The organism is Sphingobacterium prati, from assembly GCF_013167215.1.
In the GTDB taxonomy this organism is placed as follows: domain Bacteria; phylum Bacteroidota; class Bacteroidia; order Sphingobacteriales; family Sphingobacteriaceae; genus Sphingobacterium; species Sphingobacterium prati.
The window spans coordinates 921,283-939,537 of record NZ_JABJWY010000038.1; the positions used below are offsets into that span (position 1 = coordinate 921,283).

General features: G+C 40.6%; 12 protein-coding genes. 11 read left to right on the forward strand and 1 reads right to left on the reverse strand.

Annotated elements, in window-relative coordinates; genetic code table 11:
- Nucleotides 1-142 precede the first annotated feature (142 nt).
- Nucleotides 143-1,099 carry a ribose-phosphate pyrophosphokinase gene (locus tag HPC41_RS23020; RefSeq protein WP_108635065.1) on the reverse strand — a complete coding sequence of 319 codons (957 nt, stop codon included), beginning with the start codon at nt 1,097-1,099 and terminating at the stop codon, nt 143-145.
- An 803-nt stretch (nt 1,100-1,902) separates the two neighbouring features.
- Here HPC41_RS23020 and HPC41_RS23025 point away from each other — a divergent pair.
- The 11 genes from HPC41_RS23025 to HPC41_RS23075 all read left to right on the forward strand — a co-directional run bounded on the left by HPC41_RS23025 (nt 1,903) and on the right by HPC41_RS23075 (nt 18,183).
- Nucleotides 1,903-4,917 carry a glycosyltransferase family 117 protein gene (locus tag HPC41_RS23025; RefSeq protein ID WP_172396414.1) on the forward strand — a complete coding sequence of 1,005 codons (3,015 nt, stop codon included), beginning with the start codon at nt 1,903-1,905 and terminating at the stop codon, nt 4,915-4,917.
- A gap of 143 nt (nt 4,918-5,060) precedes the next feature.
- Complete coding sequence (locus HPC41_RS23030) at nt 5,061-6,452, forward strand: APC family permease (RefSeq protein WP_246250978.1); 1,392 nt, start codon at nt 5,061-5,063, stop codon at nt 6,450-6,452.
- 135 nt (nt 6,453-6,587) lie between these two features.
- A complete protein-coding gene (pyrR, locus tag HPC41_RS23035) occupies nt 6,588-7,151 on the forward strand; it encodes a bifunctional pyr operon transcriptional regulator/uracil phosphoribosyltransferase PyrR (RefSeq protein ID WP_172396415.1) in 564 nt (187 codons plus the stop codon).
- Between the two features lie 100 nt (nt 7,152-7,251).
- The gene (locus tag HPC41_RS23040; protein ID WP_172396416.1) at nt 7,252-8,190 is read left to right on the forward strand and encodes an aspartate carbamoyltransferase catalytic subunit; all 939 of its coding nucleotides are present in this window, start codon (nt 7,252-7,254) and stop codon (nt 8,188-8,190) included.
- 380 nt (nt 8,191-8,570) lie between these two features.
- On the forward strand, nt 8,571-11,609 hold the full coding sequence (locus tag HPC41_RS23045; RefSeq protein WP_172396417.1) for a tetratricopeptide repeat protein: 3,039 nt from the start codon (nt 8,571-8,573) through the stop codon (nt 11,607-11,609).
- Between the two features lie 6 nt (nt 11,610-11,615).
- On the forward strand, nt 11,616-13,367 hold the full coding sequence (locus HPC41_RS23050; RefSeq protein ID WP_172396418.1) for a porin family protein: 1,752 nt from the start codon (nt 11,616-11,618) through the stop codon (nt 13,365-13,367).
- A gap of 40 nt (nt 13,368-13,407) precedes the next feature.
- Nucleotides 13,408-14,835 carry an HU domain-containing protein gene (locus HPC41_RS23055; RefSeq protein ID WP_172396419.1) on the forward strand — a complete coding sequence of 476 codons (1,428 nt, stop codon included), beginning with the start codon at nt 13,408-13,410 and terminating at the stop codon, nt 14,833-14,835.
- 25 nt (nt 14,836-14,860) lie between these two features.
- A complete protein-coding gene (locus HPC41_RS23060; protein WP_172396420.1) occupies nt 14,861-15,568 on the forward strand; it encodes a MotA/TolQ/ExbB proton channel family protein in 708 nt (235 codons plus the stop codon).
- Nucleotides 15,568-15,978, forward strand: coding sequence for an ExbD/TolR family protein (locus HPC41_RS23065; protein ID WP_172396421.1), 411 nt, complete (start codon nt 15,568-15,570; stop codon nt 15,976-15,978). Before HPC41_RS23060 ends, HPC41_RS23065 begins: the two co-directional genes overlap by 1 nt.
- Before the next feature lie 58 nt (nt 15,979-16,036).
- Nucleotides 16,037-16,864: an energy transducer TonB gene (locus HPC41_RS23070; protein WP_172396422.1), complete on the forward strand. Its 828-nt coding sequence runs from the start codon at nt 16,037-16,039 to the stop codon at nt 16,862-16,864.
- Nucleotides 16,865-16,875: 11 nt separating this feature from the next.
- The gene (locus HPC41_RS23075; RefSeq protein WP_172396423.1) at nt 16,876-18,183 is read left to right on the forward strand and encodes a bifunctional folylpolyglutamate synthase/dihydrofolate synthase; all 1,308 of its coding nucleotides are present in this window, start codon (nt 16,876-16,878) and stop codon (nt 18,181-18,183) included.
- Nucleotides 18,184-18,255: the final 72 nt, after the last annotated feature.

Consider the following 18,255-nt stretch of genomic DNA (forward strand, 5'->3'; position numbering starts at 1 on the left):
TTGTGCTTGAATACCTGTTTTAAGGAAGAATAATCTGTGAAGGCATAGGTGGTAAAATATCTTTATACTAAAAAAGACTCTGGTATTTCAGCCGAAGGCTTATCATACCAGAGTCTCAATACTAATATCTAAATACTATATACTATTCGACGTCGAATAAATCAGAAATGGAGGTATGTTGATTTACGCTTGTGATTGCTTTTGCAAACAGATCAGCTGTAGACAATACTTTAATTTTTGTGGATTGCTTTGCTTTTTCCGGATCCAATTGAATGGTATCTGTTACAATCATTTCTGACAATACTGAATTTTCAATTGTTTCATAAGCTTTGCCCGATAATACCGCGTGTGTACACACCGCTCTTACGGATCTCGCGCCATTTTCCATGATCAAAGCCGCAGCTTTCGAAAGTGTACCGGCTGTATCACAGATATCGTCTATTAATACAACATCCTGATCCGTTACATCACCAATGATAGACATTGACTCAATTTCATTTGCACGTTTACGGCGTTTGTCACAGATGATAACTTCTGCATTGAAGAATTTAGCAAAAGTACGCGCTCTGTATGACCCACCCATATCAGGTGATGCAATTGTCAAGTTAGGGAGTTTTAGGGATTTGATGTAGGGAACAAAAATAATGGAGCCATCGAGGTGATCAACAGGAATATCGAAGAAACCTTGGATTTGTGCAGCATGTAAATCCATTGTCATGATGCGGTGAATCCCAGCTGCTGTCAACAGATTGGCAATCATTTTTGCGCCAATGGCAACTCTTGGTTTGTCTTTTCGATCTTGTCTTGCGAAACCGAAATAGGGGACAACCGCTGTAATGTAGTGCGCTGAGGCTCTCTTTGCAGCATCTGTCATCAACAATAATTCAAAAAGATTGTCGGTAGGTTGGTTGGTAGATTGGATGATAAATACATCGGCTCCACGTACAGATTCGTTGTAGAATGGTTGAATCTCACCGTCGCTAAAACGCGATAATGTTTTGTCTCCTAGAGGTTTCCCGTAAGATTGCGCGATTTTTTCAGCCAGTTCTGTAGTGCCAGAACCTGCAAATAGTTTAACCGTGTTGAATTGCAAAGGCATGGTTTTGTATATTTATGTTGGGTTATTGTATTGTCGTTTATTCAATATTTTTATTCCCTAATATTTTTTAAAGTTAAACATTAAAAAAAATGGATTGTTTGCACAATCCATATACTCTTAACTTTAAAAGTTGTCCGACCTGGATTCGAACCAAGACAAACAGAACCAAAAACTGTCGTACTACCCTTATACTATCGGACAATGTCTCTCAAAAAATCAACGTTTCCGTCTTTTTCTTTTTGACGACGCAAAGATAGAGATTTGTTTTAAAAATCAAAATTCAAATTAAAAAAAATCTAAACCCTTTTATAAATAAATAAGCCTTGCATATAACGCAGAAAAGGCTTGCGATTGCAAGCCTTTTCTATTGTTTGTTGTCCGACCTGGATTCGAACCAAGACAAACAGAACCAAAAACTGTCGTACTACCCTTATACTATCGGACAAACAAGTCAATTGTGTTCGTTATCGTGATGATGTCGTTCACATTTGATGATGCAAATATACGGACTATTCTTATTTCTGCAAATAAAAATGTACCGTAAAGTGCATTGAGCTTGATTTTCAAAGAAATAATTTTTGTTTTGCCCTAAAATTTATCGCACACTTGCTTCATTTTACTAATAGGTATGGCACTAGATAGGTTCATTCTTACCTTTGTACTGCTTTCTTTACTGCCAATATTGGATCAGGCAATGAAATTTTTTCAATTAATATGTGTTAAAAAATCAGAATAAAGTTCATTTCTTATTAACTTATCCTTATTTTCGAGCCGTATTATAATACTTTTACAGTTATCATTTTATGAACTATACTAAAATCAACAATCTTTTAGGATGGATATGTGCGCTCATTGCAACAGTAGCATATGTCATGACTGCCGAACGATCGACGAGTTGGTGGGACTGTGGCGAGTTCATCGCCTCGGCCTTTAAACTTCAAATTGTGCACCAGCCAGGGGCACCTTTATTCTTAATGATTCAAAACATTTTCTCGAATCTTGCTGGAGGTGATGTGACACGAATCGCTTTCTGGATGAATGTGGGTTCTGCTGTATGTAGTGGTCTGACTATTTTATTTTTGTTCTGGACGATTACAGCCCTGGCTAAGAAAGTCGTTGCAAAAAGCGTCGGTGAGTCATACAATTCAACAGACTTGATCAAGATATTTGGATCAGGTATCGTCGGAGCATTGGCTTACGCTTTTACAGATACATTTTGGTTTTCTGCGGTTGAATCCGAAGTATATGCCATGTCTTCGCTTTGTACGGCTGTTGTATTTTGGGGGATCTTAAAATGGGAAAATCATGCTGACGAGGCTGGTGCTGACCGTTGGTTGATCTTTATCGCCTATGTGATGGGACTTTCCATTGGGGTGCACTTACTGAATCTTTTGGTGATTCCGGCCATCGCCTTGGTGATCTACTTTAAACGATCCAAAACAGTGACTTCTTCAGGAGCGACAAAAGCCTTTCTAATCGGTGTCGTTGTGCTGGCACTGATTTTATGGGGTATTATCCAATACACGGTAAAAGCTGCCGCTTATTTTGATTTATTCTTTGTGAATAGCTTGGGAATGGGTTTTGGTACTGGCTTCAATCTGTTTTTCATTTTGTTGATTGCTCTTTTTGTCTATGGTATCTGGTATTCCATCAAAAAAGCAAAACCGATGCTGAACCTGATTTTGATCAGCACAGCATTTATCATCTTTGGTTATAGCTCCTTTGCGATGATCATGGTACGCGCCAAAGCGAACCCGACCTTAAATAATAGTGATCCGGATAATGCCTTTTCTTTTGTAAGTTATTTGGGTCGTGAGCAGTACGCAAGTGAGCCGCTTCTGAACGGACCGACATTTGATGCGCAGGTCGTAGATGCTGAGCCTACTTATACGTATAGAAAAGATAAGGACAAATACACGAAAGTAGAAAATGGTATGGATTATAAATACGATAAGACGATGTTTTTCCCGCGTGTTTATAGTTCAAGAGATCAAGGTCATATCGATTATTATCGTGATTACTTAAAGATCCCAGAAGGACAATCGCCTACATTCGGTGATAACGTGAAATTCTTCTTTAGCTATCAGATCGGACATATGTACGGCCGTTATTTCCTTTGGAATTTTGCCGGCCGCCAGAATGATCAGCAAGGACAGGGATCTTTTACGGAAGGGAACTGGATCTCCGGTGCTAAACCTGTTGATCAGATGCATGTGGGTGGACAAAATACCATTCCAGACTCATTGAAAACTGATCCTTCAAATAATAAATATTATTTCTTGCCTTTGATCATTGGTTTGATCGGTGCATTTTGGCACTTTGGTAAAAGACAGCGTGATGCTGGAATCGTAGGGTTACTGTTCTTTTTTACAGGTCTAGCAATTGTCTTATACTTGAATCAAAGCCCATTGCAGCCACGTGAGCGTGATTATGCTTATGCGGGTTCATTCTACGCATTTGCAATATGGATCGGTTTGGGGGTATTTGCCATTGCGGATTATTTAAGTAAAAAGGTGGATGGTAAGATGGCCGCAGGTATCGCTACAGCAGCCTGCTTGTTGGGCGCTCCTGTATTACTAGGATTCCAGAACTGGGATGATCATGATCGTTCCGAGAAAACAACAGCGCGTGATTTAGCCAAAAACTACCTGGCATCCTGTGCACCGAATGCAATCTTGTTTACCTATGGTGATAACGATACTTATCCATTGTGGTATGTGCAGGAGGTTGAAAACTATCGTCCTGATGTACGGGTGGTAAACTTGAGTTTGTTGAGTTCTGACTGGTATATGCGTCAGATGAAACAAAAAGTTAATCAAGCGGATGGATTACCAATCAGTATTGATGACGAAAAGTTCAAAAAAGGTGTCCGTGAGGTGCTTTATTATCAAGATATGAAAGTGCCCGGTCACGTAGATCTTGATTTGGTGATGCAGATCTTATTGTCTGATGACCAAAAAAATAAGCTGGAATTGCGTGGTGGTAAATTTGAGAATTTTTTACCGACCAAAAATTTTAGCCTTCCAGTAAACAAGGATGCTGTATTGAAAAATAATGTCGTTCCAAAAGCATGGCAGGAATCAATTGTAGATACAATGACCTGGACGTATAATCGAAACTACGTATCTAGAGCCGAGCTGTCGATCCTAAACGTCCTGTTGAACAATAACTGGAAGCGTCCGATTTATTTTGCTGCGACCGTTCCAAATGACAACTACCTTGGGCTGGATAAATATCTGGTACAGGAGGGGTTTGCTTTACGTTTAATGCCTATTGCTACTCCTGCAGGATCCGAAGGTACCTTGGTGGATACGCAGTCAGCCTTTAAAGATATTACTACCAAATACCAATGGGGTAATATGGCAAATGCTTCGTATTTAGATCCTGAATCCTATCGCATGATCACCATGATTACCAATACGGTGATGGGGGGTACGGCTACGCAGTTAATGATGGAAGGTCATAAAGATGAAGCGCGTAAAGTGGCTGTTGAGACTTATGAGAAGATGCCAAAACGTGTGTACTTGATGCGTGATATTCTGGGTTATATTCCAATTATCAATGTATTATACGAAACCGGCGAAAACAAGCGTGCGAATGAGATCGTGAACCGCAACCTGAAATTTATGACGCAAAATATGCGTTGGTATCAGGATATCGCACAAACAAAAGCTGAGCTTGAATATTCGAATATTGGTACGGCTTTAAGGGCTTTGGGCGCATATAAGAGCATATTGGCTTCCACTTCGGAAAAACAATTGCTACAACAGGTAACTGAACTGGAAAAATCGTATAAGCAACAATATGGTGTAGAATAATCATTCACAACATCATTTTTAATGATAAGGAGCTGCCCTCGGTTGTACATATCCAACGAAAAAATAACTTTTGAATTGGATGTCGCTGAGGGCAGCTCTTTTTTAATTATTTTTTCTTAGCTTAACGGCATAAAACCAACCTTATGATGAAACGTCAACTGAAATTGTGGGATGCGATTATGCTGGTCATGGGCTCGATGATCGGAAGTGGAATCTTTATTGTGTCGAGCGATATGATGCGGCAACTGGGCTCAGGATACTGGTTGGCAATTGTATGGATACTGACTGCTGTAGCGACTGTTGCGGCAGCTATTTGTTACGGCGAGCTATCTTCGATGTATCCCAAAGCTGGTGGACAATACACTTATCTCACCGAAGTGTTCGGTAAACCAATTGGTTTTTTGTATGGCTGGAGCTTATTTACCGTTATCCAGACGGGTACGATAGCGGCTGTTGCGGTTGCCTTCGGTAAGTTTACCGCCTATTTGATCCCGCAATTGAACGATGCGGCACCAATTTTTCAACGCGGTGAGTTTAAGATTACCTGGATACAGATACTGGCGATGGGCGTGATTCTCTTGCTAACCTATATCAATACGCGCGGGATCAAGAGCGGTAAGTCTGTGCAGTCTTTTTTTACCTCTGCAAAAATTATTGCATTGGTTCTATTAATCGTTGGTGGACTGTTTTTAATCAAAGAAAATCATTTTTCGGAAAATATGGCTTACAGCTGGGATGCTTTTCAGAATCTGAAAGGTGAGGGCTGGATGGGGATTTCCGGTGGTGCTTTAATGGGGGCATTGGCCGCAGCTATGGTTGGCTCTGTCTTTAGTAGTGTTGCCTGGGAAAACGTGACCTTTGTGTCAGGCGAGATTGTGAATCCACAGCGTAACGTGGTGCGGGCGCTCGTCATCGGAACCAGCCTCGTTATGCTTTTATACATTTGTTGTAACTACATCTATCTTTCTGCTTTAAGTAGGGAAGAGATCGCCTTTGCTACAAATGACCGGGTCGCAATTGCTGCTGCTGAAAAGATGTTGGGACATACCGGTACAATAGCGATGGCCATCTTGGTGATGATATCAACATTTGGCTGTGTCAATGGTCTTGCGCTGTCTGGAGCACGGGTTTTTCAGACCATGGCCAAAGATGGTTTATTCTTAAAGCAAGCTATTCCCAACAATAAATATGATGTACCGGCCCGCTCATTATGGTTACAGGGGATTTGGGCTTCCTTGCTCTGTTTAAGTGGTCAGTATGGCAATCTGTTGGATATGATCTCTTTCGTTATTGTCATATTTTATATGATCACTGTACTAGGGGTTATTATTCAACGTGTCCGAAAACCTGAACTGGAACGTTCTTATCGAACCTTTCTATTTCCCATTACACCGATTATCTATCTCCTCATTGGTAGTGTGTTTTGCGTACTTTTAATTATCTATAAACCACAGTATACCTGGCCAGGTTTTATACTGGTATTGCTAGGGCTGCCTGTGTATTTTTTTGCACGGGGCAATAAGAAGGGTGATTAGGATAAATATGCTGTTGTTTTAGAAGTTATTGGTCTCAGAGTTAATGCTGGAAATGAATTGAAATGTTGAAATTAATTGGGAAACGAGCGATAGTTTTTGTTAAAAAAAGTGTAGCTTTGCTCAAACATTCCCATAATGAAACAGTCGATTTTATTAGACGGACCAAAATTTCAAATCACCATTCAAAGACTATGTCGTCAATTGATTGAGAATCACGGTGATTTTTCAAATGCTGTCGTCATCGGTATCCAACCAAGAGGAACTTTCTTAGCTAGACGTATCGTCAAAGAACTTGAACGCATGATCGAAAAACCGATCTTGGTCGGCGATCTGGATATTACATTTTATCGGGACGATTTCCGTACAAAAGGTAATGCAGGTCCGTTGTTAGCAAATAGTACAAATATCAATTTTATTGTAGAAGGTAAAGACGTTATTTTTATTGATGATGTCTTGTGGACAGGACGTACCATTCGGGCTGCCATGGATGCTGTACAGGCTTTTGGAAGAGCAAGAAGCATTGAATTGCTTGTTTTGGTCGATCGTCGATTCTCCAGACAGATTCCGATTCAACCCGATTATATTGGAATACAGGTTGATTCTATAGATTCACAAAAAGTCATTGTGAACTGGAAAGAATCTGACGATCAGGATAGCATTATCTTGGTCACGGAGAAAAAATCTTTGGGTAATGATTAGAAATCCGGTTCGGTAAAGAAATAACGGAAGGTTCTATAGACCCTTGGGGAGGAACACTTCAATTAAAAAATGATTAGTAAATACTTGAATATACTATAAAATGTCAGCTGCAGTAGAACAATTAAGTACTCGCCATTTGTTGGGAATCAAAGATCTAAATGAACAAGATATCCAATTGATTCTGGATACAGCGAGTAATTTCAAAGAGGTATTAAATCGACCGATCAAAAAGGTGCCTTCTCTAAGGGATATCACCATCGCCAATGTGTTTTTTGAGAATTCAACACGTACGCGGCTTTCTTTTGAACTTGCCGAGAAAAGACTATCTGCAGATATTGTCAATTTTGCGGCTTCTTCTTCTTCAGTGAGTAAGGGAGAGACTCTGATTGATACCGTCAACAATATCCTTGCGATGAAGGTGGATATGATTGTGATGCGACATCCCTACGCGGGAGCAGGCGTGTTCTTAAGTAAACATGTCGATGCGCAAATTGTAAATGCTGGCGACGGAGCACATGAACATCCTACGCAAGCGCTGTTGGACTCTTTCTCTATCCGCGAGCGCTTTGGTGATGTAGCTGGACGCAAAGTGGCTATTATTGGTGATATAACACATTCTCGCGTTGCTTTATCCAATATTTTATGCCTTCAAAAACAAGGCGCAGAGGTGATGGTCTGTGGGCCTACAACATTAATTCCAAAGCATATTACTTCTTTGGGTGTGAAAGTAGAACATGATCTGAGAAAAGCGTTAAATTGGTGCGATGTAGCAAATATGTTGCGTATTCAATTGGAACGTCAGGATATTGCTTATTTTCCTTCTTTGAGAGAATACTCCATGTTATATGGGTTAAATAAACAAATCTTGGATTCCCTGGAAAAACCGATTACCATTATGCACCCTGGGCCGATCAACCGTGGGGTGGAAATCACTTCGGATGTAGCGGATAGCGAACACTCCATTATCCTGGATCAGGTTGAAAATGGAGTTGCTGTTCGTATGGCAGTATTGTATCTATTGGCTGGACAACGAAGCTAATTGAAATTTCAATTGGAGAACAGTTTAGGCGCTGGAAACAAAGTTGAAAGATTCGTTAATCAACAATATTATGCCTGACTTTATTTTTGGTCGGGCATATTTTTTGTGCAAAATTTCCGTTATAATAGCGGGTTACTCACAGATGTTAATAACTTTTGTGTAAAATAGCTCAATTAAAGTATAATTTAGTAAAATGAATAAAACTATCTTCCAAAAATCGGGAAGATTTGAATTGATTTTCAATAAATTTTGGCTTATCTTGAAGCGGCTAATCGCAGCGGAAGAGCCGTTAAGTTTGTGTTTCAAGGCAAATTTATCTCGGTTTGAAGGGAGATTCGATTACATTTGCAGATAAATAACATATTAAGGTTTCACATATTATGTATAAGAAGATTTACCAGGTGGGAGTTGCACTAACCGTTATGGCGACGCCAGCATTAGCGCAACAGACAGAATGGCAACAAATCAATAAGGCTTACAAAACCGGGATGGAATTGTATGAACGCGGAAAATTCAGCTCTGCATCCGCACAATTTGATCGCGTTGAAGCTTTGCGGACAAAATCCAACCTACAATTGGATGAGACGGAGGAGCTATCTTTATTAAAGGAAAATGTACGGTATTATCAAGCTGTTTGCGCCTTGGAATTGGGCGAGTCCAATGCTGAAAATCGCTTCCTAAAATATATCAAAGATTTCCCTGTTAGCGCCAATTCCAAGGCTGCATACTTTCAGATTGGTAAATCGTATTATGCCAAAAAGGATTATGTTAAAGCGATTGAATGGTTTACAAAGATTGATAGTAAAAACCTCGCCGGTAAAGAGAATGTAGAATACCGTTTTAAATTGGGTTATGCTTCTTTTATGACGAAAGATTATAAAACAGCAAAGCCATTATTTGAGGGATTGAAAGATCAAAAAACTGAATTTCAAGAGGCGTCAATCTACTACTATGCCTATTTATGTTATTTAGACGCGGAGTATAAGACAGCTTTAAATGAATTTGAGCGTTTGAATGGCTCAAAGCAGTTTGAAAACAGTTATCCTTACTATATTACAGCCCTTTATTTTCTAGATAAACGTTACGATGATGTGTTGGACTATGCCTTACCTATCTTATCACGTACTAAACAGGAAAATGAAACCGAAATGTTTCGTATTATCGCCGCAACTTATTTTATTAAAGGGGATCTGAACACATCAAAAGAATATTACGACAAATTCCAGGCACAAGACCAAGGCAAGACACAAAATAATCAAGATAGCTATCAGATCGGTTATATCGCCTACAAGCTAAAGGATTACGATAAGGCGATCACGGAGTTGGAGAAAATGACGGAGCCTGACGCTTATTATCAATCGGCCATGATTACCTTGGGGGATAGTTTCTTGAAAAAAGGAAATAAACAATCTGCACGTAATGCATTCTTCAGAGCTTCGAAACTGGATTTCGATCCGGCTATGAAAGAAGAGGGGCTATTCAACTATGCAAAGCTTTCCTATGAGTTGGAGTTCCATCAGGTGGCCTTGGCCTCTACACAGGAATATTTAAAAACCTATCCAAAATCAAAACGCCAGGAAGAAGCAAAAACCTTATTGGCAGAAGTACTGTTGAGCACTAAAAACTACCGCGATGCGGTCGATATTTTGGAGTCTATTCCGAAAAGGGGAAAGGAGGCGAATGCAGCTTATCAGAAAGTAACTTATTACAGAGGCCTCGAGTATTATAACGAACGTGCCTTTGAAAATGCAATTTCTTTATTTATTCGTTCCGAACAGCACCGTTACGACGAAGAAATCTACGCTCTTTCTACTTATTGGAAAGCGGAGGCCATGTATGAGGTGCGTAAATATGGCGAAGCTGTTACGAATTTTAATAAATTTTTACGTCTGCCTGGTGCGAGCAAAACAGATGTGTATGGCTATGCAAATTATGCCTTGGCTTACGCAGCTTTTCGTAATGGAAACTATAATACAGCAGCAAATTACTTTGAACGTTTCTTGGCCACAGGTGGTTCAAAAGGCTTAGAGATCAATACCCGTAACGATGCAATTGCACGTTTGGGTGACTCGTATTTTTCTTCTAAAAACTATGGCAGAGCACTGACGGAATATAATAAGCTAATCTCTTCCAAAGCGCCGAGTCAAGATTATGCGTTATTCCAACGTGGTATTATTCAAGGATTACAAGGGGATAATAATGGTAAGATTTCGACATTGAATGCTGTAATCGCTCAGTTCCCGAGTTCGAACTATGCGGATGATATTGCGTTTGAAATTCCATATACACGATTCTTGATGGGCGAAAGCGATCAAGCGATTTCGGGACTTCAATCCATGGTGGAGAAATATCCCCGAAGCAGTTATGTGCCACGTGCTTTAGTAACAATCGGGTTGGTTCAATATAACCAGGACAACAATGATGCAGCTTTGGCAACGTTCCAACGTGTCGTTGATCAATATGCTTCTACCGATGAAGCCAAACAAGCTATGCGTTCCATTGAGAATATTTACCTGGATAAAGGTGATGCAACCGGATATATCCGTTATGCTACAGGAACCAATTTAGGTGATCTTTCAAAATCGGAACAAGATTCACGTACATTCTCAACAGCAACAACCTTGTTCTCCCGCGGGAATTATCAAGGCGCTGTAGAAGCTGTAAATGCATATTTTGACAAATTTCCCAAACCAAATCAAGAAAAATATGCACGTTTTGTGCGTGCGGAAAGTAATGCTGCTTTGGGTAATACAGAAGACGCATTACACGATTACAACATTATCTTGAATGACTGGACATCACCTTATACGGAGCGTACATTGATTTCAGTATCAAATCTGTATTTGAAACAAAAGAAATATAATGAAGCAACCCAGTTGTTGAAAAAACTGGAGCTCACTTCTGAATATAAGTCTAACTACGGATTTGCAATCAATAATCTAATGGTTTCTTATTATGAAATCGGCGATTATAAAGAAGCGTTAAACTATACGAACGCGGTGAAAAACTATGAGAAATCTTCTGAAGAAGAGATCGCGAATGCATTTTTATATGCTGGTAAGTGTTACGTGAAGCAGAACAAGAAAACGGAGGCGATGAAAGAGTTCAGCTTGGCGGCATTGAAGAGCCGTACCGTATTCGGCGCAGAAGCGAAATACAATGTTGCGGTCCTTCAATTAGAAAACAAACAATACGATGCCTGTATCAAAACGGCAATGGACCTGTCTGACAATTTCTCTTCTTACGAATATTGGGTAGCAAAGAGCTTCATCACGATGGCTGATGCCTATGCAGGTAAAGGAGATACATTCCAGGCGAAAGCGACATTGGAATCAATAGTGGACAACTACGATGCGAAAGATGATGTTTTGCCTGCTGCAAAAGAGCGTCTAAATAAATTGAACAACAAAAAGAAATAGGATACAATGAAGAAGTTGCAAAATAGAAATGTGAAGAAATATACCTTAGCAGCGCTTTTGATGGGCGTGGGATTGAATTCTTTTGCACAAGAAACAGGCAAGAAGAATGATCCTGAAAAACCGGTCACTATTGATTCTTTTGATGTTGTTCGTGATTACAAGCCAATTCTTGCAGATGCTGTTAAGATCCGTCGTAGTCCTGATATGACTAACAAACGGGAATATCAGCCCAAATTGAGCTATGGGAATATTATTGATAAAAAATTGGATATCAATACTGGTCTTAAACAATTGAATGTGCAGGAAATACCATTTGCACAACCTTTTGAACAAAGCAGCAACTATGTTAAATTTGGTATAGGTAATTATAACTCAATCTTAGGGGAAGCGTACTTAGCGTCTGAACAGTTTGAAAATACACGTTTTGGTTTATTCGCAAAACATTTGAGCCAAAAAGGTAATATTGAAGGACAGAAATTCAGTACGCAGGACGTCGGTATTTTTGGACGCCGCGTGTTGGATGCCGTGACTGTAAAAGGTACAATCGGCTACAATAGATACGGTACAAACTTCTACGGTCAAACCTTTGATCAACCCGGCACTACTTTATTGAATACCTCACCGGACAAACAAACATTTACTGATATCTATCTAAACGGTGAGCTGGCAAGTAACGTTGACCCGAAGAATGAGCAAGCGTTGAGCTACTCTGCAAAAGTAGATGGTTACTTGTTTAAGGATGCCTACAAAGCAAAAGAAAACTCTTTCGCTTTGTCTGGATATTTGAACAAGCGCATGAGCGCTTTCAATGTGGGCGCTAACCTGAGCGTGACCATGAACGATGTCAAAAACGAAAATGATACGGCAAATGTAAAGAACAATATGTTTCTGATCAATCCGTATATCCGATTTAAAGGTGATAATTATAATGTCACGTTGGGTGCCAACCTGACTTCTGAATTTGGCGATGAGTCTCGTTTCAATGTTTTCCCGTCAGTGGAAGCTGATTTTTCTTTGGCTCCGGAATACATCTCATTATTTGCCGGTGTTAATGGTAATGTGAGACAAGCTTCATTCCGAAACTTTGCAAAAGAAAACCCTTATCTGGCACCAAATGTGAGGATCGCCAATTCCATCGAAAAATTGAATGTATATGGTGGTTTAAAAGGTAATGCAGGTGCGACATTTGGTTATAAAGTAAAGGTATTTTACAAACAGATCGAAGGACTTCCTTTGTTTAAAAATAGTGCATTTGGCAATGGTCAGGATGGGTATATTCCTTGGGCTTTTGATGTGGTATATGATGGTCAGATCAACAAAGCCAAGCATATGGGACTGGAAGGGGAGATCAACGTACGCTTATCACAATTGGTTAATCTAGGTGGTAAAGTATTTATTGATGACTATAATCTGAGTGATGAGGAAGAGGCCTGGGGTTTACCGAAATTTAGGTTGCAAGCCAACGCGCGTTTCAATATCTCAGATAAATTCTTTGTTGATGCAGAGCTTTCTAGCCAAGGAAATACCTATGCCTATGTTTACGATTACAATACCGATGGTAATCGCATAACAGATAGTGGCCATAAGGTGACCATTGCTTCTTTTGCAGATTTAAATGCTGGTGCTGAATACCGGATTAAAAAACAATTTGGTGTTTTTGTTAAAGCAAATAATATCTTTGGAAAGGAATATGAGCGTTACATGTATTATCCAAGATTGGGATTCAATGTAATTGGTGGTCTTAATTATTCTTTTTAACGAATTAAGATTATAAATTTGCATTTTAAATCATAGAACAATGAATCTAGGCAAAAACATCAATAGTTTATTAAGACGCTATGCGGAAGTATACGTGCCCGGGATAGGTGTGTTCAAAAGAATTCATTCTCCGGCTCAATTTGATAAACAGAACAATGTGTTTTTGCCGCCCATTTCCTACGTCGAGTTAGACTATTCTGCGGAGCAGGGATTCAATATGGTGCATTATATCCAACAACAGGAAAACCTGAGTTTGGGGCAGGCACAACAAATTCTTGACGATACAGTCGAAGTATTACGGAATGACTTAGGACAATTTGGGCAGGTGAAGCTGGATGACCTTGGTCTGTTGATTAGCTATGGCTCTAGTTTGGTATTTAAACCTTTGGATCTATCGGGTTTTAATTTTCAGCCTGTTGCCAACCTTGTTGGACCCGAAATTGAAACGGTTATCCCAGTACGGGAGGACGAACACGCACTTGCTGAGCCTGCTGAATCCATGACAGCGGAATCATCCGTTGAAGTGAGCAATGAGGCGGAACCTTTTGTCGAGGTTGAAGCCGTTCCCGATGTTGAAGAGGATGTGGATGCTGAATCTGAAGTAGAAGCTGAACACGAAGAACATGAGCCTGTCGCTTTAGACAATGAAGATCCGCTTCCTGCCATTGAACCTGCTCTTGAATCGATCGTTGAGTCTACGGCGCCCGGAACTGAGGAGGAGGTCAATTCCGCAGATACCGGACTATCGGATGCCGTGGCAGTGCCTGTTGTAGATAATACGGTTGATAACCCAGTACCTGATGAACAACAATTTCCTTCACAAAAGGAAGTAGGTGCTATTGCAACAGCAAACTCTACTTATGTTCCTGATATCGATGCGGAGGAAGCGCGTAATTCGAATGCAATCTGGTATTGGATAACAGCAGCCATTGTACTGGTCATGATAGCTGTAGGGGTGTTATATACGAATCCAGGATTGAAAAATTCACTGTTTGGAGGAGTGCAGCCTGCATTAAAACCTGCGGGCGACACAATCGTTCAGAAAAACAACCCACCGATCAGTGATACAGCGTCCAATGCACTTGCGGCGGATAGTTTAAAAAACGTCGATTCGCTAGCAAAAACCACTACAGATTCGTTAAACGGTACAGCAGTCGCGGGCAAGAATACAGTAACGGCTAAGAAAGCTCCCGTTTTGCAAGCGGATCCCGTCATCAAAGAATCCATACCTGTTGCACAGCCAAAATATCAGGTTGTTATCGGTTCGGCTCGGACAATGGTTCAGGCAGAGGAGGAAGCAAAACGCCTTCGTCAACTGGGTTATAAAACAGCACGTGCAGTGGAAGGAAAGTATAAAAGGAATAGAAAAAAAGTCATCTTGAATACCTACATGACAAAAGAGGAGGCGGATCTCGCTCAAAAATCTGTGGAAAAGAAAATTCAAGGTGCGTGGGTAGAAACATTATAGAAACTATATAAAACTATTAATAATTATGTCATTAGTGCAAGATACAGCAAGGGCTGCTGTGGATACGTTTAATCAAGCTGCGCAACAACCATTACCTGCTGCTGCTAGTACAGAAAACATGAGTTTGATCGATATGATGATCAAAGGAGGATGGATTATGATTCCAATCCTTTTACTGTTCTTTATCGGATTGGTTATCTTCTTTGAACGCTATCTGACTATCCGCAGGGCAGCGAAATACGATAATAGTTTGATGTCACAGGTGAAAGCAAATGTTTTATCGGGAAATTTAGACTCTGCATTGGCAGTTTGTCGCTCCAGTAATTCAGCTTTGGGACGAATGTTGCAAAAGGGATTATTACGCGTCGGCAGACCGATCAAAGATATTGAAGGTGCCATCGAAAATGTGGGTAAATTAGAAGTTGCCAAATTAGAGAAAAACATCAATGTGTTGGGAATTATCGCGGGTATCGCTCCAATGCTTGGTTTCGTTGGTACAATCTTTGGGGTAATCAAGATTTTCCATGATGTAGAATTGGCGGGTGGTATTGATATTGCATCCGTATCCGGTGGTCTATATGTGAAAATGGTGTCTTCAGCGTCAGGACTTGCTGTTGGTATCTTGGCTTATTTAGGCTATCATATCTTAAATATGATGGTTGAACGATTGATTTTACGTATGGAAACCGATGCAGTAGAATTTATTGATTTATTGGATGAACCAGGAAGATAATGAACTTACGAAGTAGAAAAAATAAACCATCTGCCGAAGTACATACTTCAGCGTTAAACGACATCATGTTTTTCTTGATGTTGTTTTTCCTGCTGGCCTCGGCAGTTTCGAATCCGCAAGTGGTTAAGCTATTGCTGCCAAAATCAAGTGCAGGGGAGCAATCTGTCGCAAAAAAGACAATTACAGTTTCTATTACAAAGGAGTTGGGCTATTTCATCGATAAAAATCCAGTTCCCATAGAAGGCTTGGAAGCAGCAATCCAATCGCAGATGTCCAGTGGCGAAGAGTTGACTATTATGCTTTATGTCGATAGTACAGTCCCTATTCAGAATGTAATTTCGGTCATGGATGTAGCTAATCGTCTCAAAGTGAAAGTGGTATTGGCGACAGAGCCCAAAAAAGATAAATAGGAGTAGTTAAACTTTTTTGAAGTTTATTGCTCATATGTTAATATAGGAGATTTATACAATGCGATATCACCTTCAACATGAAGAAAATAATTTCCCTAAGGCTTTGGGAATATCTACATTGGTCATGGCATCACTGCTTTTGATTGGTTTCTTTGTAGTGTTTAAGGCACAGGAACCGGATGAGTATGGTATGGGCGGTATGATTGTAAACTATGGAACTTCTCCAGAGGGGATGGGCGACGATTACATGAGCGTAGAAGAACCCTCTATTGATCCTAACGCGAATAATGAGCGGCCGGATCGGATAGATCCTGTGGAGACTCCAACACCTACACCAACGCAGCAAGTTGCCGAAAAAGCAGTTGCAACGCAAGATATGGAAGAGGCTCCAGCGGTCACAAAAACGGAAAAGAAAGTTGTGTCAAAGGCTCCCGAAACAACTAAGCAGACAAAAGAAGTGGCACCACAGGCAAACGCGAAAGCTCTTTTCAAAGGCAATAAAAATAACGGCAAGGGTGCTGGCGATGGTACTGGCACGACACCGGGAAACCAAGGTTCTAAGTTGGGCGATCCCTTGGCGAGCAATTACGGTGAGGGTGGATCTGGTAATGGTAACATGATGTTGTCTATTGAAAACCGTAGTTTTACCCAGCGCCCAAGCATTGACGACAATGGTCAACAAGCGGGAAAGGTTGCCGTGGAATTCAGAGTGAATAAACAAGGCGTGATTACCTATGCGCGAGCGGGAGTAAAAGGTACTACAATCACGGATCCAACATTGTTGGAAAAATGTGAACGTGCTGTCCGGGGCGCACGGTTAAATCAGCTGCCTAATGCGCCTGATTCCCAAACAGGGCGGATTGTATTCAATTTTAGATTAAGATAAAAATCATTCAGATGAATGCTTATAAGGAGGCAATCGAGTATCTATATACTCGATTGCCTATGTTTACAAGGGATGGTGCCTCAGCCTTCAAAAAAGACCTTGACAATACCATCAGACTTTGCAATGCGCTGGACAACCCGCAGCAAAAGTTTAAAACCTTACATATCGCCGGTACAAATGGTAAGGGATCTACTTCTCATATGCTGGCGGCAATATTGGCGGAAGCAGGCTATAAAACCGGCCTCTATACTTCTCCGCATCTACTGGATTTCAGAGAGCGTATTCGTGTGAATGGCGCCATGTGCGAAAAGCAATTTGTGACGGATTTTGTTCAAACGCACAAGGAATTAATCGAGGACGTACAACCTTCTTTTTTCGAAATTACAGTAGCGATGGCTTTTGATTATTTTGAAAGACGCAAAGTTGATATTGCTGTGATTGAAGTTGGCCTTGGTGGACGATTGGACAGCACCAATATCATCCAGCCTGTCCTTTCTGTTATTACCAATATCGGTTTTGACCACATGAATCTCTTGGGAAATACCCTGGGAGAGATCGCTAGCGAAAAAGCTGGTATTATCAAAGAAAATATACCTGTTGTAATTTCTGAGTATGCTGTCGAAACGGCAGCTGTATTTTTGGATAAGGCTCATGCTGAAGCTGCTCCTATTCAGTTTGCGTCTCAGGTGTACCAAACAAAGGCATTGGGAGTTGATCAAGATTTCCTCAACATTGAAGCGATCGATGGCCATGGAACCGTAGATCATTATCAGCTTGATCTAAAGGGTTCCTATCAGGTAAAGAATCTTGCTGGTGTTCTTTTGACGGTGGACGAATTGCGTAAGCAAGGATTTGAGATCAGCCCACTTCATGTGCATGAAGCCTTGAAGAAGGTTCAATCTACCACGGGTATTCAGGGGCGGTGGCAACAGTTATCCAAAGACCCGTTTGTGATCTGCGACACTGGACATAATGAAGACGGCATTCATGAGGTCATAAAAAACCTGAATGCCACGCGCTATGACAAGCTGCACTTTGTCATTGGAGCGATGCGGGATAAGGATCTTTCACATATGTTACCTTATCTGCCCAAGGATGCAGTTTATTACTTTTCTGCACCAGATATGCCGAGAGCAATGCCTGCGGATCTACTGCGTCAGGAGGCAGTGACCTTTGATTTGTATGGTGAAGAATTTGCTTCGGTACAGAAAGCATTTGCAGCCGCAAAAGCAGCTTATAAGAAAGGAGATTTGATTTTTGTAGGTGGGAGTAATTTTGTTGTAGCTGAAGTCCTGGCGGAAATAGATAAGAAGCTTTAGCATAAAGAGCAAGGTGTAAAGAATAAGGATCAAAGATGTCAGGTATGTAAGCTTAAGCTTATTCTGCGCAGT

Excerpts from the sequence above, each read along its gene's own strand:
- HPC41_RS23050 (WP_172396418.1), top strand. The coding sequence starts at position 11,616 with ATGAAGAAGTTGCAAAATAGAAATGTGAAGAAATATACCTTAGCAGCG.
- HPC41_RS23045 (WP_172396417.1), top strand. The coding sequence starts at position 8,571 with ATGTATAAGAAGATTTACCAGGTGGGAGTTGCACTAACCGTTATGGCG.
- HPC41_RS23040 (WP_172396416.1), top strand. The coding sequence starts at position 7,252 with ATGTCAGCTGCAGTAGAACAATTAAGTACTCGCCATTTGTTGGGAATC.
- pyrR (WP_172396415.1), top strand. The coding sequence starts at position 6,588 with ATGAAACAGTCGATTTTATTAGACGGACCAAAATTTCAAATCACCATT.
- HPC41_RS23025 (WP_172396414.1), top strand. The coding sequence starts at position 1,903 with ATGAACTATACTAAAATCAACAATCTTTTAGGATGGATATGTGCGCTC.
- HPC41_RS23020 (WP_108635065.1), bottom strand. The coding sequence starts at position 1,099 with ATGCCTTTGCAATTCAACACGGTTAAACTATTTGCAGGTTCTGGCACT.
- HPC41_RS23065 (WP_172396421.1), top strand. The coding sequence starts at position 15,568 with ATGAACTTACGAAGTAGAAAAAATAAACCATCTGCCGAAGTACATACT.
- HPC41_RS23075 (WP_172396423.1), top strand. The coding sequence starts at position 16,876 with ATGAATGCTTATAAGGAGGCAATCGAGTATCTATATACTCGATTGCCT.
- HPC41_RS23030 (WP_246250978.1), top strand. The coding sequence starts at position 5,061 with ATGATGAAACGTCAACTGAAATTGTGGGATGCGATTATGCTGGTCATG.
- HPC41_RS23055 (WP_172396419.1), top strand. The coding sequence starts at position 13,408 with ATGAATCTAGGCAAAAACATCAATAGTTTATTAAGACGCTATGCGGAA.
- HPC41_RS23060 (WP_172396420.1), top strand. The coding sequence starts at position 14,861 with ATGTCATTAGTGCAAGATACAGCAAGGGCTGCTGTGGATACGTTTAAT.
- HPC41_RS23070 (WP_172396422.1), top strand. The coding sequence starts at position 16,037 with ATGCGATATCACCTTCAACATGAAGAAAATAATTTCCCTAAGGCTTTG.